Origin of the sequence: Bradyrhizobium sp. STM 3562 (genome assembly GCF_045571435.1) — a bacterium.
Lineage (GTDB): Bacteria > Pseudomonadota > Alphaproteobacteria > Rhizobiales > Xanthobacteraceae > Bradyrhizobium.
The window spans coordinates 6809680-6832013 of the sequence record NZ_CP120694.1; the positions used below are offsets into that span (position 1 = coordinate 6809680).

19 protein-coding genes and 1 riboswitch are annotated in these 22334 nt (G+C 65.4%); of the genes, 9 read left to right on the forward strand and 10 right to left on the reverse strand.

The window, feature by feature from the left end:
* The 5 genes from P6U23_RS31450 to P6U23_RS31470 are packed head-to-tail and all read right to left on the reverse strand — an operon-like array spanning nucleotide 1 to nucleotide 6458.
* Nucleotides 1-630 carry a precorrin-8X methylmutase gene (locus P6U23_RS31450; protein WP_407176250.1) on the reverse strand — a complete coding sequence of 210 codons (630 nt, stop codon included), beginning with the start codon at nucleotides 628-630 and terminating at the stop codon, nucleotides 1-3.
* The gene (cobG, locus tag P6U23_RS31455) at nucleotides 630-1793 is read right to left on the reverse strand and encodes a precorrin-3B synthase (protein WP_407176251.1); all 1164 of its coding nucleotides are present in this window, start codon (nucleotides 1791-1793) and stop codon (nucleotides 630-632) included. The genes P6U23_RS31450 and cobG overlap by 1 nt, the downstream gene beginning before the upstream one ends.
* Entirely contained in the window at nucleotides 1790-5038 is a 3249-nt protein-coding gene (gene cobN / locus P6U23_RS31460; RefSeq protein ID WP_407176252.1) for a cobaltochelatase subunit CobN, read from the reverse strand. The genes cobG and cobN overlap by 4 nt, the downstream gene beginning before the upstream one ends.
* Nucleotides 5038-6087 (reverse strand): cobalamin biosynthesis protein CobW, encoded by a 1050-nt coding sequence (gene cobW / locus P6U23_RS31465; protein WP_407176253.1) that lies wholly within the window; start codon nucleotides 6085-6087, stop codon nucleotides 5038-5040. Before cobW ends, cobN begins: the two co-directional genes overlap by 1 nt.
* Entirely contained in the window at nucleotides 6084-6458 is a 375-nt protein-coding gene (locus tag P6U23_RS31470) for a DUF1636 family protein (protein ID WP_407176254.1), read from the reverse strand. Before P6U23_RS31470 ends, cobW begins: the two co-directional genes overlap by 4 nt.
* Before the next feature lie 93 nt (nucleotides 6459-6551).
* A riboswitch (cobalamin riboswitch) is annotated at nucleotides 6552-6775 on the reverse strand.
* 39 nt (nucleotides 6776-6814) lie between these two features.
* Here P6U23_RS31470 and cobO point away from each other — a divergent pair.
* Nucleotides 6815-7471: a cob(I)yrinic acid a,c-diamide adenosyltransferase gene (cobO, locus tag P6U23_RS31475; protein WP_407176255.1), complete on the forward strand. Its 657-nt coding sequence runs from the start codon at nucleotides 6815-6817 to the stop codon at nucleotides 7469-7471.
* Nucleotides 7472-7478: 7 nt separating this feature from the next.
* Entirely contained in the window at nucleotides 7479-8927 is a 1449-nt protein-coding gene (locus P6U23_RS31480; RefSeq protein WP_407176256.1) for a cobyric acid synthase, read from the forward strand.
* Nucleotides 8928-8995: 68 nt separating this feature from the next.
* On the opposite strand, the gene cobD is transcribed toward P6U23_RS31480, so the two are convergent.
* Both cobD and cbiB read right to left on the reverse strand, forming a co-directional pair.
* A complete protein-coding gene (gene cobD, locus P6U23_RS31485; protein ID WP_407176257.1) occupies nucleotides 8996-9961 on the reverse strand; it encodes a threonine-phosphate decarboxylase CobD in 966 nt (321 codons plus the stop codon).
* A 10-nt stretch (nucleotides 9962-9971) separates the two neighbouring features.
* Nucleotides 9972-10895 carry an adenosylcobinamide-phosphate synthase CbiB gene (gene cbiB, locus P6U23_RS31490; RefSeq protein ID WP_407176258.1) on the reverse strand — a complete coding sequence of 308 codons (924 nt, stop codon included), beginning with the start codon at nucleotides 10893-10895 and terminating at the stop codon, nucleotides 9972-9974.
* Nucleotides 10896-11043: 148 nt separating this feature from the next.
* Here cbiB and cobU point away from each other — a divergent pair, with 148 nt between their 5' ends.
* Genes cobU through P6U23_RS31505 form a run of 3 tightly spaced genes read left to right on the forward strand, consistent with a single transcriptional unit; the run spans nucleotide 11044 to nucleotide 13925 of the window.
* Nucleotides 11044-11547: a bifunctional adenosylcobinamide kinase/adenosylcobinamide-phosphate guanylyltransferase gene (gene cobU, locus P6U23_RS31495; protein ID WP_407176259.1), complete on the forward strand. Its 504-nt coding sequence runs from the start codon at nucleotides 11044-11046 to the stop codon at nucleotides 11545-11547.
* A 13-nt stretch (nucleotides 11548-11560) separates the two neighbouring features.
* Nucleotides 11561-12331, forward strand: a complete 771-nt coding sequence (gene cobS, locus P6U23_RS31500) for an adenosylcobinamide-GDP ribazoletransferase (RefSeq protein ID WP_407176260.1) — start codon at nucleotides 11561-11563, stop codon at nucleotides 12329-12331.
* A 7-nt stretch (nucleotides 12332-12338) separates the two neighbouring features.
* Nucleotides 12339-13925 (forward strand): AMP-binding protein, encoded by a 1587-nt coding sequence (locus tag P6U23_RS31505; protein ID WP_407176261.1) that lies wholly within the window; start codon nucleotides 12339-12341, stop codon nucleotides 13923-13925.
* An 85-nt stretch (nucleotides 13926-14010) separates the two neighbouring features.
* Here P6U23_RS31505 and P6U23_RS31510 read toward each other — a convergent pair whose 3' ends face one another.
* Nucleotides 14011-15576 carry a winged helix-turn-helix domain-containing tetratricopeptide repeat protein gene (locus P6U23_RS31510; protein ID WP_407176262.1) on the reverse strand — a complete coding sequence of 522 codons (1566 nt, stop codon included), beginning with the start codon at nucleotides 15574-15576 and terminating at the stop codon, nucleotides 14011-14013.
* Between the two features lie 148 nt (nucleotides 15577-15724).
* Between P6U23_RS31510 and mddA the strand changes: the two genes are divergently transcribed.
* Complete coding sequence (gene mddA, locus P6U23_RS31515) at nucleotides 15725-16501, forward strand: methanethiol S-methyltransferase (RefSeq protein WP_407176263.1); 777 nt, start codon at nucleotides 15725-15727, stop codon at nucleotides 16499-16501.
* A 53-nt stretch (nucleotides 16502-16554) separates the two neighbouring features.
* A complete protein-coding gene (locus P6U23_RS31520) occupies nucleotides 16555-16977 on the forward strand; it encodes a GFA family protein (RefSeq protein WP_407176264.1) in 423 nt (140 codons plus the stop codon).
* Nucleotides 16978-17001: 24 nt separating this feature from the next.
* On the opposite strand, the gene P6U23_RS31525 is transcribed toward P6U23_RS31520, so the two are convergent.
* A complete protein-coding gene (locus P6U23_RS31525; protein WP_407176265.1) occupies nucleotides 17002-18570 on the reverse strand; it encodes a winged helix-turn-helix domain-containing tetratricopeptide repeat protein in 1569 nt (522 codons plus the stop codon).
* Nucleotides 18571-18905: 335 nt separating this feature from the next.
* On the opposite strand from P6U23_RS31525, the gene P6U23_RS31530 reads away from it, so the two are divergent.
* Nucleotides 18906-19112 carry a hypothetical protein gene (locus tag P6U23_RS31530; RefSeq protein WP_407176266.1) on the forward strand — a complete coding sequence of 69 codons (207 nt, stop codon included), beginning with the start codon at nucleotides 18906-18908 and terminating at the stop codon, nucleotides 19110-19112.
* Between the two features lie 11 nt (nucleotides 19113-19123).
* Complete coding sequence (locus tag P6U23_RS31535) at nucleotides 19124-20014, forward strand: alpha/beta fold hydrolase (RefSeq protein ID WP_407176267.1); 891 nt, start codon at nucleotides 19124-19126, stop codon at nucleotides 20012-20014.
* On the opposite strand, the gene P6U23_RS31540 is transcribed toward P6U23_RS31535, so the two are convergent.
* Nucleotides 19963-22140, reverse strand: a complete 2178-nt coding sequence (locus P6U23_RS31540; protein WP_407176268.1) for a transglycosylase SLT domain-containing protein — start codon at nucleotides 22138-22140, stop codon at nucleotides 19963-19965. The two genes, P6U23_RS31535 and P6U23_RS31540, sit on opposite strands and share 52 nt — an antisense overlap.
* Nucleotides 22141-22334: the final 194 nt, after the last annotated feature.

Genomic DNA, 22334 nt, shown 5'->3' on the forward strand with positions numbered 1-22334 from the left:
CTACTCGCTCCTGCTTGCAAGCGCATTCACGGCGGCAACCGTGATCGCCGAGCCGCCGAGCCGCCCCTCGACCGTGAGCGCCGGCGCCGGCAGCGCCGCCATCAACGCGGCCTTCGATTCCGCGGCACCGACGAAGCCGACCGGGCAGCCGATGATCGCCGCCGGCCGCGGACAGGTCTTGTCCTCGAGCATGTTCAGCAGATGGAACAGCGCCGTCGGTGCATTACCGATCGCCACCACCGCACCCTCCAGATGAGGCCGCCACAGTTCGAGCGCAGCGGCCGAACGGGTGTTGCGCATGGATTGCGCGAGATGAGGCACGGCGGCATCGTCCAGCGTGCAGATCACGGCATTGCTCTTTGCCAGGCGCGCCCGCGTGATACCTTCGGACACCATCCGCGCATCGCAAAGAATGGGCGCGCCGCTCGCAAGCGCTTCGCGCGCCGCGACCGCCATGCCGGGCGAAAAGCGGATGTGGCGCTCCAGCCCGACCATCCCCGCGGCATGGATCATGCGCACCACAACAGGCTCCTCGTCGGGCGAAAAGCGCGCAAGATCGGCCTCGGCCCGGATGGTCGCGAAAGACTTCCTGTAGATGGCCGCGCCATCGGTTTCGTAAGTGTACGGCATCAGCGATCCCCCAGAACCGCAGGCGGATCGGCCAGCAGCTCGGCGCGTGTCAGGCCACGCAGCGCCGGCGCATCGCCCGTCGAACCATTGCGGACGAGGTCGAAGCCGTCGGCGGTGGCGACCAGCGTGACGGCGGCCGGGCCCGGATGCGCGCAACCTTTGGCGCAGCCGGAAACGTGGAGATGCGCGCCTGCCGCCATATGAGGCGCCAGCGCGGCCGCAAGCGCGCGCGTCTCGGCATAAGCAGCTTCGCAAGCGGGTGCGCCGCTGCAGGCGGAAACGCGTAGCAGCGGATCATCGGCGTGACCGAGGATGCCGTCATGCTCGGGGATTTCGCGCACGCCCTCGACATAGATCATGCGCCACGGCGTCATGCGTAAGCCACTCGCGCCCTCGGCGAGAACTCTAAGCCTCGCGCTCTGCATCTGGCCGAAGGCGATGCCGACCAGCGCGCCGCCTGCACGCACGCCTGGATGCGGCAGCGGCGCGGCGCGCGCCGGCACCGCGCCATCGTCCACTGCATGCGGTGGTCTCGCGCCGCTTTCGATATGGGCTGCCATGCGCCCTCGCCCGCCGTTCGCTCCGCCCGAGGCCAAGAACCACTTTGCCAGCGCCAGCGCGGCCGGAACGGCCTCGCGCCTTGTGACAAAGCGGCCATTCGACGAACCGTCCGGGCGAACCATCAACCCGCCACTCGCGCTGCGCTCGATGCGGATGTCGGCGGAATTCTGTGCCAGCAGGCGCTCGTTGCCGCAATCGACAGCAAAGCCGAATTTGGCGGGCAGGCCGAGCGGACGCTCGCCGAGCGCTCGCTCCAGCGCGGTCGCCAGCATGTGCGTGTCGTCGCCTTCGCTCCAGAGCGGCGCAACCAGGATGTTACGCTGGCTTTCCGTCTCGGCATCCGCATCGAGCAGGGCGAGTTGCGCCAGTGCCGCGAGCAGCGGTTCGTGGGCTTGCGCGCGCAGCCCGCGAATCTGCAAGTTGGCGCGGCCGGTCAGATCGATCAGCCCGTTGCCATGTCGGTCGGCAAGATCGGCGATGGCCAGCGCCTGCGCCGCCGAGAGGCGGCCCCCGCGCGGCCGGATACGCGCCACCAGCCCGTCCCCCGACGGCATCGGGCGGTGCGCGCTCGGACACCAGCCTTTGATCGCAACAGAGCTCATGAGGCCTTCCTCAAGCCGGCCGCAATGGAGTTGCGGCGCGTCACCCAAAGCGAGGCGTCGTGCAGGCGGCCAAAACAGCCTTCGATCGCTGCCAGCGCGGCGGGATTTTCGCGTGCAAGAAAGTCGCGAACCTCGTCGTTGCCGAGCGTCGCATCGTAATAGAGGTCGAAGAGATGCGCAGGAACCGCGTCGGCAAGATGGGCAAAGGCCGCCATGTGCTCGAGCGTCGCGGCGATCTCGGCCGCGCCGCGGAAGCCGTGGCGCATCATGCCCGCGGTCCACTTCGGATCGGCCGCGCGCGCACGTACCACGCGCGAAATCTCCTCCGTCAGCGATCGTGCGCGTGGGCCTTCCGGCCTTGTGGCGTCGAGATGATAGAGCGCTTGCAAGGGGGCATCCAGGCTTGCCGCAGCGGCGGCCACGCCGCCCTCATGCGCGGCATAGTCGGCGGCCAGCAACAGATCGGTTTCGGACAGATCCTGCACATGCACGAACGCATCAGCGGCCCCGAGCCGCGCTTCGATCGCGGCACGGTCCGGCTTCATCTCGCCACTCGCCGAGAACGACCATGACGATGCTGCAAGCCACGCCTCGCCGGCCGCCTGCCGCGCCTCGCGCGTCAACGCATCGCGCGCGGCGAAGCCGCCGACGCCGTAGTGGCCGGGCTGCGGGCCGAACACACGCGGCGCGCGCTGCGCGTAGGGATTTTCCGCGCCCTCGAAGTCGCGCCGGGAGAGCGCTTCCGACGCGGCCTCGAACAATTGCGCAAGATTGCCGAAGACGTCACGAAACAGGCCGGAGACGCGCAGCGTCACATCGATGCGCGGACGGCCAAGCTGGGCAAGCGGGATAATCTCGAATCCGGTAACGCGGCCGCTCGCCCCGTCCCAGCGCGGCGACAGGCCCGCGAGGTGCAGCGCCATTGCAAATTCCTCGCCTGCGGTACGCATCGTCGCCGAGCCCCAGAGATCGACCAACAGGCCCTTCGGCCAATCGCCATGATCCTGCAGATGCCGCCGCAGCAGTTCTTCGGCGAGCTTGATGCCTTGCGCATGCGCGGCGCGCGTCGGCACCGCGCGCGGATCGACCGCGAACAGATTGCGCCCGGTGGGCAGCACGTCGCGCCGTCCGCGGAACGGCGAACCCGCCGGTCCCGGCGCGACACGTTTACCAGCGAGCGCATCGAGCAGCGCGCGGCGCTCTTGATCTGCGCAAGCACCGCGGCCGAAAATATGCAGGCCGTCGCCGAACTGGCTTTCCTTGAGGTCGCAAACGAAGCGATCGATGCGTGCAATGGCTTCAGCCGCCGAGGCGGAAGTGGCGAGCCCAAGATCCTGCTCAACGCCCGCGGCGCGTGCCTCGTCGCGGATCGCGGCGACGAGGCGCCGGCGGCGCGCGGGATCGAGACCGTCAGCGGTGGAATATTCATCGAGCAATTGCTCGAGCCGCACGAGATTTTCCGGCAGCCGGCTCGCCGCGAGCGGCGGCGGCAAATGGCCGATCGTGACGGCGCTCAGGCGACGCTTGGCCTGCGCCGCCTCGCCGGGATCGTTGACGATGAACGGATAGATGACCGGGACGTCGCCGGTCAGCGCCTCCGGCCAGCAAGCATCCGAAAGCGCCACGGACTTGCCGGGCAGCCATTCCAGCGTGCCATGCGCACCCATGTGGATGATGGCGCGAATGCCCTGAGCGCGAAGCCAGAGATAGAACGCGACATAGGCGTGGCGCGGCACGCGCGTGAGATCGTGGTATTCGGCGGCGCGGTTAGCGATGTCGCCGCGTTCGGGTTGTACGGCGATGATGACGTTGCCGCGTATTACGGCCGCAAACTGAAACCGACCGTCGCAGACTTGCGGATCGTCCTCCGGCGCGCCCCAGGCGGCGGCGAGATCGTCCTGCAATTGACGCGGCAGCCTTGCCAACGCGGCGCGATAGTCGGCGACGCTCCAGGCCAGCTTCTCCCGCTGCAAGCCCTGCGCCAATGCCGCACCGCTCGCGACATCGAAATCGGCATCAGCAAGATCCGACAGCAGAACGTCGGTCGAGGCCAGTGCATCCAGCCCGACCGCGTGCGCGATCTGATGCGAGCGGCCAGGATAGCTCGAAAGGATAATGACAAGCCGTTTATCGCGGTTTGGCAGCGCTGCAAGACGCGACCATGCCGCCACGCGATCGACCGCGGCATTGACACGCGTTGCGTCGGGCTGATGCGAGGCTAGCGCAATCTGCAGATCGCCGTCGCGAGCGCCTTGGGACTTGAAGCTGACAACGCCAAGAAAGATCCGGCCGTCGACCTCAGGCAGCACCACATGCATCGCAAGGTCTGCCGCCGACAGCCCGCGCAGCGAGGCCGCCCAGTCCTCGCTGCGCGCGGTGGACAGTGCCACCTGGAAAACCGGGCAGGAGGCGGCATCGAACGGCGTCGTGCCGTCATCGGCCATTGCCGAGAACGCGGTTGCATTGATGATCGCCGCAGGCGCACGCCCGGCGAAGTGACGCTTCAGCCAGTCGGCGACGCCCCTGCCCTTCAGCGACGGCACAAAGGCGCCATAGGCCTCAAAGCCCTTGTCCCGGAGCGCAGTGATCAGCGCGTCCACCGGCGCGGTATCCGCCGCCGTCACATAGGCGCGATAGAAGGTGACCAGCGCATGCGGCTTCCCCTCCGATTCCGGCAGCGACAACAGCACGCCCCGCGCGGGATCGTAAAAGCCCATCTCCGGAATTTTCACTTCTCCCGGCACGGGCCCGGCGTAGAGACCAGCGGCCAGCGCAAGCTGGGCAATCGCGGCCTGCGCCGCCACCGCACCGCCGGTGTCGCACAGCGCCTTGAGCTGCCGAAGCGTCGAGCGCGGCAAGGTCGAGAGCGCATCCAGCCGCGGATCATCTCGCCCATCCGCCGGCAACACGGCGAGCGCGATGCCCTTCTTGCTTGCAAGCTCATGCAGCGCGGCAAGACCATAGCTCCAGTAGGATTCCCCGCCGATCAGCCGCACCAACACGCCGCGCGCATGGCTGAGCGTTCGTTCGATGTAAGTATCGACGGACAGCGGATGGCGCAGGCCGGCAAGATTGGCGAGCCGCAGCGAGGGCAGGCTTTCCCGCCCGCGCCGCCACCCCGCGGCAAAGGCCGCAAGATCGCTGTCGGAGAACGAGAGCATGACGAGATCGCCCGGCTCCTGCGCGAGATCGACAGGAACGGCGGTCTCCTCAAGCCCGTGGCTCTCGCGAAAGACGACGTGCATCAGACGGCAAATCCCGAAAGGCCGAGCCCCGCCTTGATCGCGGCTTCATCTATGTCGCCCTGCTCGCCGATCAGGACCAGCTTCGAGCGCCGCGGCGCTGTGCCCCAGGGACGATCGAACTGATGGCGCACGCGCTCGCCGACCGCCTGCAGGAGCAGGCGCATCGGCTTGCCCGCAATGGCGAGATAGCCCTTGGCGCGCAGCACGTTCTGTTCACGTGCGAGATGCCCGACCGCGCGCACCAGCGCGTCGATGTCGGTGATTTCTGGCAGTTCGACGACAACCGAGGCGAAATCATCGTGCTCGTGCTCCTCCTCGCCGTCATGATGCGAGGGGCGCGCGGCGAGATCGTCTTCCGCCGCCGCATTCAAGCCGAGAACGACCTGCGGATCGATCGCACCATCGGTGACGGGCAGCATCGGCAGCGGCCGCGGCGCTTCCGCCGCAATGAGCTGCTTTGCCGCAGCAACACCGGCTTCGCCGGCGAGGTCGGCCTTGGTGAGCAGCACGATGTCGGCGCAGGCGATCTGGTCCTCGAAGACTTCCGACAGCGGCGTCTCATGATCGAGGCTTTCATCCGCCGCCCGCTGCGCATCGACTGCGGCCGGATCCGGCGCGAAACGCCCAGCCGCCACCGCCTCCGCATCGGCGAGCGCGATCACGCCATCGACCGTGATGCGCGACTTGATCTCGGGCCAGTCGAACGCCTTCAGAAGCGGCTTCGGCAGCGCGAGCCCTGACGTTTCGATCAGGATGTGATCCGGTTGCACGTCGCGCGCCAGCAGGCTCTGCATGGTCGGGATGAACTCGTCCGCCACCGTGCAGCAGATGCAGCCATTGGCGAGTTCGACAATATTCTCCTCGGGACAATTCGCGTCCGCGCAGGATTTCAGGATTTCACCGTCGACGCCTTCGCTGCCGAACTCGTTGACCAGCACGGCAAGCTTCTTGCCATTCGGATTGGCCATGAGATGCCGGATCAGCGTGGTCTTGCCCGAGCCGAGAAAGCCCGTGATCACGGTGACGGGGATTTTGGCGAGCGACGTCATTCGGCGGCCTCCGGCAAGCTCACGATCGGGGGAATACGGGCAAGCGACTGCTTGCGGAAAACCTCGGGCCGCGACCGCCAGGGCACGATGCCGTCCGCGGCCGCCGCATAGGCCGCGGCGCCCGCGATCACGTCCCGTGCATTGGCATGCGACAGGCGGCCATACACATAAGACCAGCGGCCAGGCGCGCTGAGCGCGACCGAACAGCCTTGGCTGCAGGCGGAAAGACACTCGACCGGCACGAGGTTGACGCCCTCAGGCACACCTGCCTCAAGGATGGCGTCGCGCAGCCGCGCGCCGGGCGTCGGCTCGTCCTCCGGTAAGGTTTGACCTGCGCGGCAGGTGATACAGACATGAAGCGTGACGGCCATCGCCTTCCCTTTACGTTCCGGCGGAGGCGATGAGGCGCACGAACCAACGGCAGAGGGTTCGCTCCCCGTCGCGGAACACCCCGTCCGCCGGTCTTCGAAAACACAAGCGCTGGCAGGTCTCCCGGCTTGCGGAGCAGGACTCTTGGATCAGGTCCTCCGATCCCCGCCTTCCCGATTCTCGGGAAGAGAATCAGTGGCAATTGGGGACCTCTCCGGTCACGGTCGCGGGGGCGGCTGCGCTTCGGGCCAAATTTTTAACCCTATCGCATTCCCTCTTCGCCTGTCGTAGGACAGGAACCAGCGCGGGCGGAGCATTTGCTCAAGCGCGCCGCTTGTCAAGCCGAAGGAGTGAATCGATGGCTTCGGAACATGATTTGGCCGAGAGTACACGAGAAACCGCCGCCGACGCCGACCTCGACGCGCGCCACGCCACCAAGATGGCCAAGAAGAAAGCCGCCCGCGATCGCATGATGGCGGAGAAAAGCGGCGAGAAAGGCCTGATCATCGTTCACACCGGCGCGGGCAAGGGAAAATCCTCCTCCGCCTTCGGCATGATCGTGCGCGGCGTGGCGCATGGATTGCCTTGCGCGGTCGTGCAGTTCATCAAGGGTGCGTGGGATACGGGCGAACGGCGGCTCCTTGCCGGCCATTTCGGCGAGTTGTGCCAGTTCTACGCCATGGGCGAGGGCTTTACCTGGGAAACCCAGGACCGCGCACGGGACATCGCCGCCGCGAAGGCCGGTTGGGAAAAGGCCAAGCAATTGATCCGCGACGAGCGGCTGCGCATGGTCGTGCTCGACGAGATCAACATCGCGCTGCGCTACGACTATCTCGACATCAACGAGGTCGTGGAATTCCTGCGCGATTCGAAACCGCCGCTGACGCATGTCGTGCTCACCGGGCGCAACGCCAAGCAGGAGCTGATCGATCTCGCCGATCTCGTCACCGAGATGACGCTGGTGAAACATCCCTTCCGCTCCGGCATCAAGGCGCAGCCGGGCGTCGAGTTCTAGGCTTCGCATGGCGCGCGCATTGATGATCCAGGGCGCGGGCTCCGACGTGGGCAAGTCGCTCATCGTCGCCGGGCTCGCGCGGGCAGCGAAGCGCCGCGGTTTGCGCGTTCGCCCCTTCAAGCCGCAGAACATGTCGAACAACGCCGCGGTCACGACGGACGGTGGCGAGATCGGCCGCGCGCAGGCATTGCAGGCGCTGGCCGCCGGGATCGATCCGCAGACCGATATGAATCCGGTGCTGCTCAAGCCGGAAACCGATGTCGGCGCGCAGGTGATCGTGCAAGGCCGCCGCATCGCGACCTTGCGCGCGCGCGACTATGCCAGGCTGAAGCCTTCGCTGATGCCGGCAGTGCTGGAGAGTTTTGGCCGGCTGAAGCGGGAGGCCGATCTGGTGCTGGTGGAAGGCGCCGGCAGCCCCGCGGAAGTCAACCTGCGCGCCAACGACATTGCCAATATGGGCTTTGCGTGCCGCGCCGACGTTCCGGTCGTGCTGGTCGGCGACATCGACCGCGGCGGGGTGATCGCGCAGCTCGTCGGCACCAAGGCGGTGCTCGAACCGGGCGATGCGGCGATGATCTCAGGCTTCATCATCAACAAATTCCGCGGCGATCCCACCCTGTTCGATGACGGTTATCGACTGATCGAAGAGCGCACCGCCTGGCGCGGCTTCGGCGTCCTGCCCTATTTTGCCCGCGCGCGCGAGCTGCCGGCGGAAGATGCGCTCGGCCTTGGCGAAGCGCGCAAGCCGGGGCGCACAAAAATCGCCTTTCTGGCGCTGTCGCGTATCGCCAATTTCGACGACCTCGATCCGCTCAAGCTCGAGCCCGAGATCGATCTCGTCATGGTGCGCCCTGGCGAAGCCATTCCGGGCGATACAAAGCTCGTGATCCTGCCAGGAGCCAAATCGACGCGCGGCGATCTCGATTTCTTGCGCGCGCATGGCTGGGACATCGACCTGCTGGCGCATCATCGCCGCGGCGGCCATGTGCTCGGCATCTGCGGCGGCTACCAGATGCTCGGCAAAAGCGTTGCCGATCCCGAAGGCATCGAAGGGCCTGCCGGCGAGACGCCGGGGCTCGGATTGTTGGACGTCACCACCGTCATGACGCCGGAAAAGGCGCTCACCCGCGTCAAGGCCGTGCATGCGGCGACTGGTCAAGGGCTTGATGCTTACGAAATCCATATCGGCCGCACCGAGGGGCCAGACCTCGCGCGGCCCTTCTCCTTCGTGAACGGCGCGCCGGAGGGCGCGGTCTCTGCCGATGGACTCGTCCACGGCACTTACCTGCATGGCCTCTTTACAGCGGATGCATTCCGCCGTGCTTTTCTCGCAGGACTCGGGATCGAGGCTTCAGGCGAACAGTACCGGGCGCGAATCGAGAGCGCGCTAGACGCGCTGGCCGATCACATCGAGCGTCATCTCGATGTCGATGGTTTGCTACGGCTTGCGCGGTGATGGCTTGACCGTCTTGAGCTGAGCCCATTGCATCTCTCGCCGTCATCCCTGAGGTGCCGTAGCGCGCTTTAGCGCGCAAGCGCCGCGGAAAGTCGCTGCCATTCCGCCTCATCACCCGGCAAGCCAAGCCGCAGCCAGGACGGCCTATCCTTGAAGACGCGCGACCAGATGCGCGCGCGCGCAAGCCGCTCTTGAGCGAGCAGACCATCGCCAGTCTCATAAAGGCGGAACAGCGGCGTGCCGCCGAGAAGTGCCCACCCCACCCCGCGCGCTAGCTCATCCAGGCGAGCGGCGTCCCGAACGAGGCGCGCACGCGTCGCGTCGGCCCATTGCCGATCCAACAGCGCGCGCCGCCCGATCTCGATGGCGACGCCCGAGACCGGCCACGGCCCCGACATGCCGGCGAGTGTCGCAATATCAGCCTCGCAACCCAGCACGAAACCGAGTCGCAAGCCGGCCAGGCCATAGAATTTGCCGAAGGAGCGCAGCACCAGAAGCCCGCGCTGTCCGGCGCGCGGCGCCAGCGAGAGTTCCGGCATCACGTCGCCAAAGCTCTCATCGACAACAAGCCGGCCGACGCGCACCGCCAAGGCCGACAATGTGCTTGGATCATGTCGGCGTCCGTCCGGATTGTTCGGATTGACGATGATGGCGAGATCGGCGCCGTCGAGCGCTTCGAGATCCGAGACAGCTTCCACCTCCCAACCCGCCATCCGCAGCACGTGGCCAAACTCGCCATAGGTGGGGCTGAGAATTTTTGCGCAGCCAGGCGGCGCGAGCCGCGGCAATAGCTGGATCGCCGCTTGCGCGCCGGCCGTCGCGATCATGGGCGCGGTGGTGTCATACGCCTGCCGCGCGGCCTCATGCAGCGATTCGATCTGGGCGCGCGAAGGCAGCGCGTTCCAGAGCTGCGGCGACAATTCCGGAATCGGATAGGGCAGACGATTGATCCCGGTGGAGAGATCGGTCCAATCCGCGAGCTCGCCGCCGAAGCGCGCGCGCGCGAGATCAAGATTTCCGCCGTGGTCGATCATGCGAACAGGCTTACACCAAGGCGACAACGACAAGAAGCCCCGCGCAGCCAATCAAGGCGCGAACATAGAGCCTTAGAGCGGAGGCAACGTCATCGGGTCGGGGATCCCGCGCCCCGCCGTTCAACCAGGGTTCATCGGCAAGTACGCCGTGATAGATGCGTGGCCCGCACAGCCGCACGCCGAGCCCGCCTGCGACCGCCGCTTCCGGCCAGCCCGCATTGATCGAGCGGTGATGGCGCGCATCCCGCCCCATACAGCCCAGCGCCTCGGCCGGTCGCGCCGAGAGCAGCGCAAACAGCACAGCGGTGAGGCGCGCCGGCACGAGATTGGCGATATCGTCGATGCGCGCCGCGGCCCAGCCGAACCATTCGTGCCGCTGATCGCGATGGCCGATCATGGAATCCAGCGTGTTGATCGCCTTGTAGGCGACGATGCCGGGCAGCCCGAACAGCGCGCCCCAGAAGATCGGCGCCACCACAGCATCGCTGGTGTTTTCCGCCAGGCTCTCGATCGCGGCCCGGGCGATCCCCGCCTCATCCAGCTTGCTCGGATCGCGCCCGACGATCATCGACACGGCTTGGCGCGCGGCGGCGACATCGCCGGCCTGCAAGGGTCCTGCGACCGCGGCCACATGCTCGTGGAGCGAGCGCAATGCAACGAAGGGCCAGGCGAGCACGCCCACCAGCAACACCTGACGCCAGCCCGAGCCGATCGCGATCTGCAGCGCGAACGCGAGCGCGCCGGCCAGACCGACGACGAAAAGAGCGGCGAAGACGCCCGCAATGCGTCGCCTCCAGGGCGGGTCATGGTCCCTGTTCCAGGACTTATCGAGCGCGGCGATCAGCCGGCCGAGCCAGGTGACGGGATGACCGATACGCGCGTAGAGGCTGCCGGGCCAACCCAGCACGCCATCGATCGCCATTGCAACCAGCATTGCTCCCGCAAAACCCACTTCGGTCCCCCGCGTTGCCTCCCACTGATGCGCAAGAATGCTTGTCTTCCGCAAGCCCCATGGCTTCCGAATTAGGCCTTTGTCATCGGGGCAGGATTGGATTACTGCGATGGCGGACGCGGAGGGCCAGATGCCAATCATCCTCATCACCGGCGGTGCACGATCGGGCAAGAGCACGCGGGCGGAACAGCGCGCGCTCTCCTTCCCCGGCAAGCCGGTCTGTATCGCCACCGCCGAAGGGCTGGATGAGGAGATGCGCGCGCGCATCGCAAGACACCGCGCCCGGCGCGGCAACGACTGGATCGAGCGCGAAGTCCCGATCGAGCTGGCGGCTGCGCTCGAGGGCTCCGACGGCGCCGGCGCACGCCTGATCGATTGCCTGACGCTATGGCTCTCCAATCTCATGCACGCGCAGCGCGATTGGCGCATCGAGGGCGACATGCTCGCAGCCGCGCTCTCGCGACAGCGCAGCCCGGTCGTGCTGGTGACCAATGAAGTGGGGCTGGGCATCGTGCCCGACAATGCGTTGGCGCGCGAATTTCGCGACGCGGCCGGGCTCCTCAACCAGGTCATCGCGCGTGTCGCCGATGAGGTGGAGTTCGTCGTGGCCGGCTTGCCGATGCGGGTGAAATAGCGAGGCAGCGAGCATGGAGCGCGAAGAGGGGCTGCGAAGTTTTGTCCAGGATTTGCGGATCGCCGTCACGCTTTGCACCCGACTGCCGGTCGGATCGCTCGTATCGGTTGCGGACGGCGAAGTGGCGCGGGCAAGCTGGGCCTTCCCGGTCGCCGGGCTGCTCATCGGCCTGCTCGGGGCCGTGACCTATTGGCTCGCGAGCCGTCTGCACATCCCGCCGCAGTCCGCCTCAGTGCTGGCGCTTGCCGCAACCATCTCGTTCACCGGCGCGATGCATGAGGACGGGCTGGCCGACACCGCCGACGGTTTTGGCGGCGGCAAGACGCGCGAGCGCAAGCTGGAGATCATGCGCGACAGCCGCATCGGCACGTTCGGCGCCTGCGCGCTCGGCGTGTCGCTGCTGCTCCGCTGGAGTGCGATCGCGAGCTTCGATGACTGGCATTCGGTGGCGGTTGCGCTTGTGGTCGCGCACGGCGCAGGGCGTGCGGGGCTACCGGCCTTCATGCGCTTGCTGCCGCCGGCGCGCGCGGACGGGCTTTCGAGCGGCGCCGGCCAGCCGCCGATACAGAGCGTTGTGATCGCGCTTGGCCTTGGCGTCATCGTGCTGCTGATCGGCTTTGGCACAGGAGCGACGCTGATCGGCTGCCTCGCGGTGGCGGCGATCGGGCTGCTGCTCGCGCGGCTCTCGCGGTCCCAGATCGGCGGCCAGACCGGCGACGTGATCGGCACCTTCGAACAGATGGCCGAGGCCGCACTTCTCCTGACGGGCGCCGCGCTGTTATAAACGCTTCATGTCGAGCGCCCCTCCGTCCCTGACCGCGTTTTTGGAAAACGCCGCGCCCGCCGAACCCGCTTTCGTGTTCGACGGCAAAGCCGTTTCTCATGGGGAGTTCGCGCAGCGCGTGGAACAAACGGTTGCCTGGCTGGCCGCGCAAGGCATCGGCCGCGGCGACGTGATCGCGGTATGGCTGGTCAATCGCCTGGAATGGCTGGCTCTGTTGTTTGCCGCGGCAAAGCTCGGCGCGATCGTTGCGGCCCTCAACACGCGCTATCGCAGCGCCGAGGTCGCGCATGTGCTCGCCCTCTCCGGCGCAAAACTGCTCGTCAGCGAGGCCTCGTTCCGCTCGATCGACTTTGCCGCGATCCTCGGCGGGATCGACAAAGCCGCCGTGCCGGAGCTTGCCCGCATTACAGTGGTCGGCGCGGGAGAACTGGAGAGCGCCTGGCCGTGCCTGCGCTTCGATGCGTTCGAGAGGCCGTATCCGGCAGCCCCATTGCCGCCGCCGGATGTCGATGCGCCGGTGCTGCTTTACACCACCTCCGGCACGACCAGGGGACCCAAGCTGGTCGCGCATTCGCAACGCACCCTCGCCAGCCACGCCCGCGCGGTCGCAACGGCACTCGCGCTGGTGCCGAAAAAGCATTCGCTGCTGGCGATGCTGCCGTTCTGCGGAACTTTCGGCATGACCGGCGTGCTCGCCGCCTTCGCGGCCGGCATAACGGCCCATGTGCTCGATGCGTTCGAGCCGGCAGCGGCACTGCGGGTGCTCGCGGAGGCTAAGATCACACACAGTTTCGGCTCGGACGAGATGTTCCGCCGCATCCTGGCGCTGACAGACATGCCGCGTCCTTTCCCAACCGCGCGGCTTTTCGGCTTTGCGGCGTTCCAGCCCGGCTGGCGCGAATTCGCCGAAGCCGCCGCAGCGCGCGGGCTGCCGCTCTACGGGCTCTACGGCTCGAGCGAGCTGCAGGCACTGTTCTCGATCGGCCGCAACAACGCGCCATTCGCCGAGCGCATCGAATGCGGCGGCTGGCCGATGTCGCCCGACGCCATCGTCCGCGTGCGCGATCCGGAGGGCGGCGGGCTCGCCGCGCCCGGCGTCTCCGGCGAACTCGAGATCAAAGCGCCCTCGCGCTTTCTCGGCTACTTCCGCAATCCGGACGCCACGCGTGAGGCGATCACCGCGGACGGCTTCTTCCGCACCGGCGATGTCGGCCGGCTGCGCGGCGATGGTTCGTTCATCTACGAGACGCGGGGCGGCGACGCCATGCGGCTCGGCGGCTTCCTGGTCGCCCCCGGCGAAATCGAGGACGAGCTCAAGGCCTGCGCCGGGGTTGCGGACGCGCAGGTCGTCGGCGTCGAGATCGGCGGCCAGCCCCGCTGCGCAGCCTTTGTCATTGCCGAGGGCGATACGCCTCCGCAGCCGGAAGCCTTGACCGCGCGTTTGCGCGAGCGGCTCGCGGGCTACAAGGTTCCGGCCCGCATCTTCTTCATCGACGCCTTCCCCGTCACCGAAAGCGCCAACGGCGTGAAGATCCAGCGCAACAAGCTGCGCGCGCTCGCAATGGAGCAAATCGCGAGCGTGCCATCGCGCTAAGGAGCATCCGCCGATCAAATTGCGGAGCCGGACGAGCGCCGTCAACCAAGCCCGCCAAATGAGCCGACTTGCCGGGCGGTGCTGTTCAAGTCAGCCCGGCACGGCGGAAGCCTTCGAGATAGTGCTGTCGATCGGCATCGAACTTCCATGGCAGCTCGTTTGCGATCCAGGCGAGCGAGATATTTGGCTGGGAGCGACGCAGTTCCTGCAACGCGGCGCGTGCCGCGTCGAGATCCCCTGCCATTCCGGCAGCGACCGTCAGAACCCGGTACGCGCCCGTAAGATCACCGCGCTGACGGACGGCCTCGCGCGCAAGGGCGATTGCTTCGTCATACCTGTTCTCCACAAAACGTGCATAAGCGGCGATCCCATGGTAGATCGCAAGCGACGGATCGCGCGGGCTATGCCGGATCGCGCGCTGCGCCGCTTCGTAAGCGTGTCCCGGCCGTCCGCAATAGCATAGCGCAAGCGCGTAATATCCGTGCGCCATCGAGAAGTTCGGGTTTAGCTGAAGCGCAAGCTCGAACTCGCTGATGGCATCCGCAAGCCGCCGGGTCGAGAAATAGACGCTGCCCAGCGCCGTGCGGGCCCACGCATCGTCTCCGGCCACTTCGACGGCCTTGAGCGCTGCACGTTCGGCCACCGGCGCCACTGTCGCAAGATCCGTCCAACCGAGATGAACGCCGCGCATGTGGCTGGTGGCGAGCACCGACAAGGCCTGACCATAGTTCGGATCGATCGCGATGGCCTGCTCCAAGAGCGCCTGCGCGATCGACTGGTCATGCCGCGTGACGCGCCAGTAATGAGACAGCGCCCGCATGACGAGATCCCAGGCGTCCAGGTTGTGAGGCGGCTTGCGCCTGGCGCGAAAATTCTCGGCGGCGTAGATCTGCGGCTCGATGGCGGCGACGATGGCCGTCGTGATTTCGTCCTGGACGGCGAAGACGTCGGTCAGATCGCGATCGTAGCGCTCGGCCCAGACGTGACTGCCGGTCGCGACGTCATTGAGCTGAGCGGTGATGCGAACACGCCCACTGTCTTTGCGCACGCTGCCTTCAAGGACGTAGCGCACGGACAACTCTTCGGCAATCTGGTTGATATGGACCGCCCTGCCCTTGTAGCTGAAGGACGAGTTGCGGGCGATCACGAAGAACCACTTCACCTTCGACAGCGCGGTGAGGATGTCCTCGCTGATCCCGTCGCAAAAATACTCCTGCTCCGGATCTTCGCTCATATTCTCGAAGGCGAGCACGGCGATCGCCGGCCGGTCGGGTACCGCCATTTCCCGTTGCGCCGAATGGCCGCGCTGCGGCGACGCATCTGCGGCCGAAGCGCTCACGGGTTGCTTCCGCACTTCGCCGATGAAGCGGAAGCCCTTGCGGGCGACGGTGCGGATCAGCCTCTGCGCCTTGCCGCTGTCCCCGACGGCCGTTCGCGCCGCATTGATACGGCTGGTCAGCGTGGAGTCGGACACGGTCCGGCCAGCCCAGACCAAGGAAATCAAATCCTCCTTGGTGACGACGCGGTCTCGATTCTCGATCAGATGGGTCAGCAGATCGAAGACCTGCGGCTGCACGGCGATGTGAACGCCACCGCGCAGCAATTCGCGGCGGTCAATATCAAGCACATGGTCTTCGAAGACAAATTGCACGGCCCAACCCGGCTCGCATCCGGCCTCAAGAAAAAATCAGTGTCGCCTCACGAAAAAATCAAGCCCCGGCCAAAGCCCTGGCCGCGCGCTTTCGGCATTCTGCCGCAATTCATAGGGGGGCCTGACCACTGTTGTTAGCGGATCGACCATGACCCACATTCAGTCTACTGAACCAGCCGTTTCACCATATCGCATTGCAAAGATCGTTGTCTTTCTTTACGGCATCCTCGCCTATTTCGCATTCTGCGCGACAATTCTTTACGCCATCGGTTTCACCATGGGCGCCGTCGTGCCCAAAACCATTGACAGCGGCCCCGAGACGCCGGTCATCGAGGCCGTTATCGTAAACCTGCTCTTGATGTCCCTGTTCGCCGTGCAACATAGCGTGATGGCGCGCAGAGGCTTCAAGGAATGGTGGACGCAATACGTACCGAAGTCAGCCGAGCGAAGCACCTATGTGCTGCTGGCGAGCCTGTGCCTCATGCTGCTGTTCTGGCAGTGGCGCCCGATGCCGGCAATTGTTTGGCAAGCCGAGGACCCTGATCTCGCAGCGGCGATTGCGACAATATCATTTATCGGCTGGGTGATCGTGTTCACCAGCACTTTCCTGATCAATCACTTTGAATTGTTCGGCTTGCGCCAGGTCGTGGCGAACCTCGCAGGTCGCGAGATGCCGCCGCCCGAGTTCCGAACGCCGATCTACTACAAGCTCGTGCGGCATCCGATCTATCTCGGCTTCATTATCGCCTTCTGGGCCACGCCGGTGATGACGGCCGGACATCTGTTGTTCGCGGCGGTGACAACGTCCTACATTTTCGTCGGCATCTTCTTCGAGGAGCGCGACCTGGTCGAACTGTATGGCGATCAATATCGCCAATACAGAAGGCGCGTCGCGATGCTCATTCCCTGGCGCAAGTCAACGTGACGGCGATCGAAATTGGAGGGAATGGAAGATGAAGCAATCGAGAGGAAACAAGGATGAAGCACTTCGGCAACTGTTTCTGCGGCGCCGTCGAACTCGAAGTTGCCGGGGCGCCAGAAGCCGCGGGCTACTGCCATTGCCGTTCCTGCCGCTCCTGGTCCGGCAGCCCGGTCAACGCCTTCAGTCTCTGGAAGCCGGAGGCGGTGCGGATCATTGCGGGGGCGGAGCATGTGGCGACATTCATGAAGTCCGCGATGAGCCAACGCAAATATTGCAGGAAATGCGGCGGCCATTTGATGACTAATCATCCCTCGCTTGGCCTGGTCGACGTATTCACCGCGACCATTCCGACGCTCGCCTTCGCGCCGGGTGTTCACGTCAACTACGGCGAGACGGTGCTGCCGATGCGGGATGGGTTGCCGAAATTCAGGGATTTTCCGGCCGAATTCGGCGGCTCCGGCACAATGGTTGAGGAATGAGACGGGCGCGCTGAGCTCGCGACGTCACGTCAGCCCTGCGCGGCGAAAGCCCTCGAGATAGTGTTCGCGGTCCGCGCAACGCTTCATCGGCATCTCGCTCGCGACCCAGGCGAGCGAGATATTCGGCTGAGCGCGGCGAAGCTCCCGCAACGCCGCCTTCGCCATTTCATCATATCCCGCCATGCCGGCCGCCGCGGTCAGAACACGGTGCCCACCGACGAAGTCGCCGCGCTGGCGCAGCGACTCCCGTGCAAGCCGGATCGCCTCGTCGTAGTGGCGGCCGATGAACTGGGCATAGGCGGCAATGCCGTAATACAGCGTCGAAGAGGGATCGCGCGGGCTGAGCCGCAGCGCCCGGCGCACCGCAAGATCCCCCTCCTCCCAGTGCCCGGAATAGCATAGCGTCACGCCGTAAAAGGCTTGGGCAAGGGAAAAATTCGGGTTGAGCCGCAGGGCTAGTTCGAACTCCGCGATCGCATCGTCGAAGCGTCTCGCGAACAGATAGGTATAGGCCAGCCCATGATGGGCCCATGCATCCTCGGTGTCGGCCTCCACCGCCGCCAGCGCCGCGCGTTCGGCGATCGGGACGACGGCGCGCATGTCCGCCCATCCCATGTGAGCGCCGAAGATGTGGCTTGTGGCGAGCACGCCGAGCGCCTGACCATAGTGCGGGTCGATGGCGATGGCCTTTTCCAGCAGCGCCTGGGTCGCCACATTGTCCTCTCGCGTGATCCGCCAGAAGTGCGACAGCGCGCGCATGACCAGATCCCAGGCGTCCAGGCTTCCGGGCGGCTTGCGCTGCGCGCGGAAGTTTTCCGCGGCGTAGAGCTGCGGCTCGATCGCCGCAACGATCGATTCCGTGATCTCGTCCTGCACCGCGAAGACGTCGGCCAGGCTCCGGTCGTAGCGTTCGGCCCAGAGGTGGCTGCCAGTCGACGCGTCGTTGAGCTGTGCCGAGATCCGCACCTGATCGCCGCTCTTGCGCACACTGCCTTCGAGAACGTAGCGGACGCCGAGTTCCTGGGCGATCTGATTGATGTGCACCGCCCTGCCCTTGTAGATGAAGGACGAGTTGCGCGCGATCACGAAGAACCAGCGCAGCTTGGACAGCGCGGTGATGATGTCCTCGCTGATTCCATCGGAGAAATAGTCCTGGTCGCGGTCGCCGCTCATATTGGTGAAGGGCAACACCGCGATCGCCGGGCGGTCGGGAAGCGGCAGGCTCGGTTGCGCCGGCCTGACCTGCTCGGGCGCAGCCGCTTGGTCCGCGCGCGCGCCGCTGAGCTGCGTTCGCACGGCTCCGACAAAGCGCAGCCCCTTGCGCGGCACCGTTCGGATCAGGTTCTGCTCGGCGCCGCTGTCGCCGATCGCTTTCCGCGCGGCGTTGATGCGGCTCGTCAGCGTTGAGTCCGACACGATCCGTCCACCCCAGACCTTGTCGATCAGGTCATCCTTGCTGACCACCCGCTCTCGATTTTCGAGCAGGTAGACCAGAAGATCAAACACCTGAGGCTCGACCGCGATCGCGCGGCCATCGCAGCTCAGTTCGTGACGGTCCGTATCAAGCACATGATTGGAAAAGACAAATTGCACGTCAATCTGGGCCTCATGAAACAATCAAGCTGATCTAAAGGTAAAATCAAGTCGTCCTCGGAGTCTTTAGGTCAAACGACTGGCATGTTTGGTTCACCGCAGCCTGCCGATGAGGCTGCTCTGGAACCGAAGAAGGATGCAGATGGTCGCTACAAGCTCTGCAAGACAGATCGAAAGTTCCGCCCGCCGCGCAGCAACTCACGTTCCTGCGACGAGGCTCCTTGGACATCCCAAATTCCTCAAGGGCTAGTCCTGCCCAGCAAACCCCTTTTTCACAACATTCGTTCTGCTCCGGGTTCGCAGCCCGGATCGCTTACCCATGACAGAGATCTTTGATGTTCACCCATTCCGACTCGACACATTTTCGTACAGCCGGGCTGTCCACCGTTATGGCGATCGCGTTGTTCGGCCTCATCAGGATCGCCGCGGCACTATCCCATGCCTCGCACGGCGCCTCGATGCCGGCCGGCTCCCTCGTGCTCCTTGGCATCGCTCACCTGATGTCGCTGGCCGCCGCGGGCCTCGGCTTCACCTTCAGCTAGGAAACGCTTCGATGATCAATTCCATTCAGCTCTCACCCGCGCAAACGCCGAAAAGCTGCGTCCTGGCGCTACATTGCTCGCTGGGATCAGGCCGCCAATGGACACGGTTGGCCGAGGCACTCGCCGGCAGATATCGGCTGTGCGCGCCTGACCTTGTCAGGCACGACAAGCATCGCGATGTGTTCAGTCCCCCGGCGACGCTCGCGGAGGAAGTCGAGCTGCTGAGCGAGGCTTTCGAAGCGACGAGCGGCCCGATCCATCTCGTCGGGCACTCCTATGGCGGTGCAATCGCATTCAAGATTGCGACTGCTTCGCCGCTTGCGAGCCGGATACGCAGCCTGACCTTGATCGAACCCGTGCTGCCGACACTGCTGCGCGACAACGAAGTCGACCGGCGGCTGCACGACCGCTTCGAGACATTCGCCGTAAGCCTTTACGCCGATCTCTGGAACGGCCAATTCATGGAGGCCATCGACAAATTCATTGCGTTCTGGAATGGCTCTGGACCGGCGGAGCAGCCGTCGGCCGAAGCGCGCCTGCGCATGATCGAGCAGGCCGAAGAACTGGCGTTCAACTTCCATGCGGTTCTGGCGGAAGACAATATCGCGACCGCGGCGGCCGCCATCCGTGTCCCGACGCTGCTGATGTCCGGTGGCTTGTCGCCCTACGTCACCCAGCGCATCGTCACGCGGCTTGCCGCTCTGATTGCGGGCTCCCAAGTGACGCACTTGCCGAAGGCTGGTCACATGCTGCCGCAGACCCATCGCAGCACGGTCACGGCGGAGATCATCAGGCACATCACCCGCGCCGACGATCTCGCCGAGATTTCCGCGCTTCCGCGCTCAGGCCCTCACGGAACCGGCACCGCGCTGGTGGTTTCCTGCCCGATCGCGGACGGATGATCGGACGCGATCAACGGCTCCTCGCTGCCGAAGCGCGCACGATAGACCAGCAAGTTCTCCATCACGCGCTGGACATAATTGCGCGTCTCGGCGAAGGGGATGCGCTCCACCCAATCGACCGGATCGACATTGGGGTCGCGCGGATCGCCATAGGCTTTCACCCAGTCGCGCACGCGGCCGCGCCCGGCATTGTAGCCGGCAAAGGTCATGATGTGCGAACCCTTGTATTCCTGCAGGAGCGCGCTGAGCTCTGCCGCACCCATCTGCGTGTTGTAGACGGGATCGGAGACCATCCTGTCCCAGTCATATTCGACGCCGAATCTCTTGGCGGTGTCGCGCCCGGCCTCGGGGGTGACCTGCATCAGGCCGACCGCGTTGGCCGCCGACTTGTCGCGCTGATTGAACTCGCTTTCCGTGCGCGCCACCGAGTAAATCACGCTACGGTCGATGGGGGGCCCGATCGGGCTGTGCGGCGGAATGCCGATGGTCGGAAAAGCGTAGGCGTCCAGCGCGAGGCCGCGTCCCAATGCCGTCTTGCCAAGGTCCAACATGGCGCGCGCGTCGTTGTGACGGCCGGTCACCTCGGCGACCGCCGCAAGCGTGGCAACATCCCTGCTGTCATCGGCGAGATCGGAGACGAAGCTGACCACGGTGTCGCGCTCGCCCAGCGAGTAAAGCATCTCGGCGGCGCGCACGACCTCGTCCGCGGATTTGGATGTGCCGGCCGGAGCGATTTGCTGCACGGTGCGCAATTCGATCTGTCTCATGCCGAGCTTGGCGCGCGCCAATTGCCCGTAATAGGCGGTGGGATAATGCGCGGCCGTTTCATAGTTGAGCCGCATGATCCGCTTGTCGCCGAGCGCTTCGGCGGCGCGACCGCGCCAATAAGCCGCGCGTGCCAGCGTAATCGGGTTGGAACAGCCCTCGTCGATATGGACGAAGTGCGCCATCGCCGTCTTGGCATCGTCGAGATAACGCAGCGCGATCCAGCCCTGCAGGAAATGGAATTCGGCGCGGTAGTTCTCGCTGTCCGGCTGCGCGGCGCCGTGCACAATGTCGTAGGCGCTCTGGTAATTGCCGTCGTCGAGCAGCTTGCGCGCCAGCACGCGCCGCACCCGCCACCATTCGTCCGTGTCCTGCAGCGGCATGGTTGCCGCCGGCGCGGCGAGCACAAGCCGCGTTGCATCCGCAATCTTGTCCTTGCGCATCAGCCACTGGACGCGGCACAGCACGTAGCCGAGATCCTGGCGGGCGTCGGCCGCTACGGAATCGAGTTTATCGGATGCCTTGTCGTCATTGCCTTTGACGGCGCTGCACGCCTTCACGATCGAAACCGCATCATCGCCGATGCGATGCGCAGCGCGCATCGCGCCTGCAATATCCTTGGCGCCGATGCGCTTGTCCATGCGCGCCCAATGGTCGTCAATCGTGAGAAGATCACTAAAGGCGTCGAGCACGTCCGATTCAGTGCGCTCCGACAAATCCTCCGAACGCCACGCGTCGCGAACCAGCCGCTGCGCGCCGTCACGGTCGCCCTCACCGAGCTGCACGCGGGCGAGCGCAAAGCGGCCCTTCGCAGTCAAGGGATGCTCGCCGATGAAGTTGCGCACCGTGGCGGCATCGCCCTTCTCCTGCCACAGCCGCGCCTCCGCACGGCGGCGCATCAAGGTGACGCCCGGCCAGTCCGGATTGTCGGACACGAAAGAGGCATAGCGGCTAAAATTGGCTTGCGACTCCGGATGACGCAGGATGAACCATTCGGCAAGCTTCTGCCCCGCCGGATCGCCGATCGTCTTTTCGGCCGTCGTGGCGTCGCCGGTCTTACCCTGCCGTGCCAGATCGATCACATTCTTCAAGATGGCAAGGTCGCCGGTGAGGGCGGGCTCGGCCGGCTTCTCGCTCGCGGGCGCCTTCTTGTGCCGCTTCTCGGCGATGCGCTCACTGCGCTTGCTCTTGGCATCCTTCTTCGGCGCGGTCTTGCCGTCATCTCGCGACGCGCTTGCTGCCTCGGTCTTCTTTTCATGCTGAACTTGCTTGTGACGAGCGCTGGCGAGCGCGTCGCTCGACGTCCCCGAGAGAACGGCCAGGACGAAGAGACACGGCAAAGGCCGGAACAAGTGATGCATTCCGTGATCCCCCCTGCGAAGGACCGGCACGAACCGCGAGATCACACGATCCGTCCGGTTGAGCTGAAGTCAGAGTAGCACGACGCCAATTCACAACTGTCGCGCTGCCGCAACACGAAGCAGGCAAATTGTGGCGCAAGAGTGAGAACAAAGGCTCCCCCCGTGAAGACACGGTGAAGGAACGTGCACATACG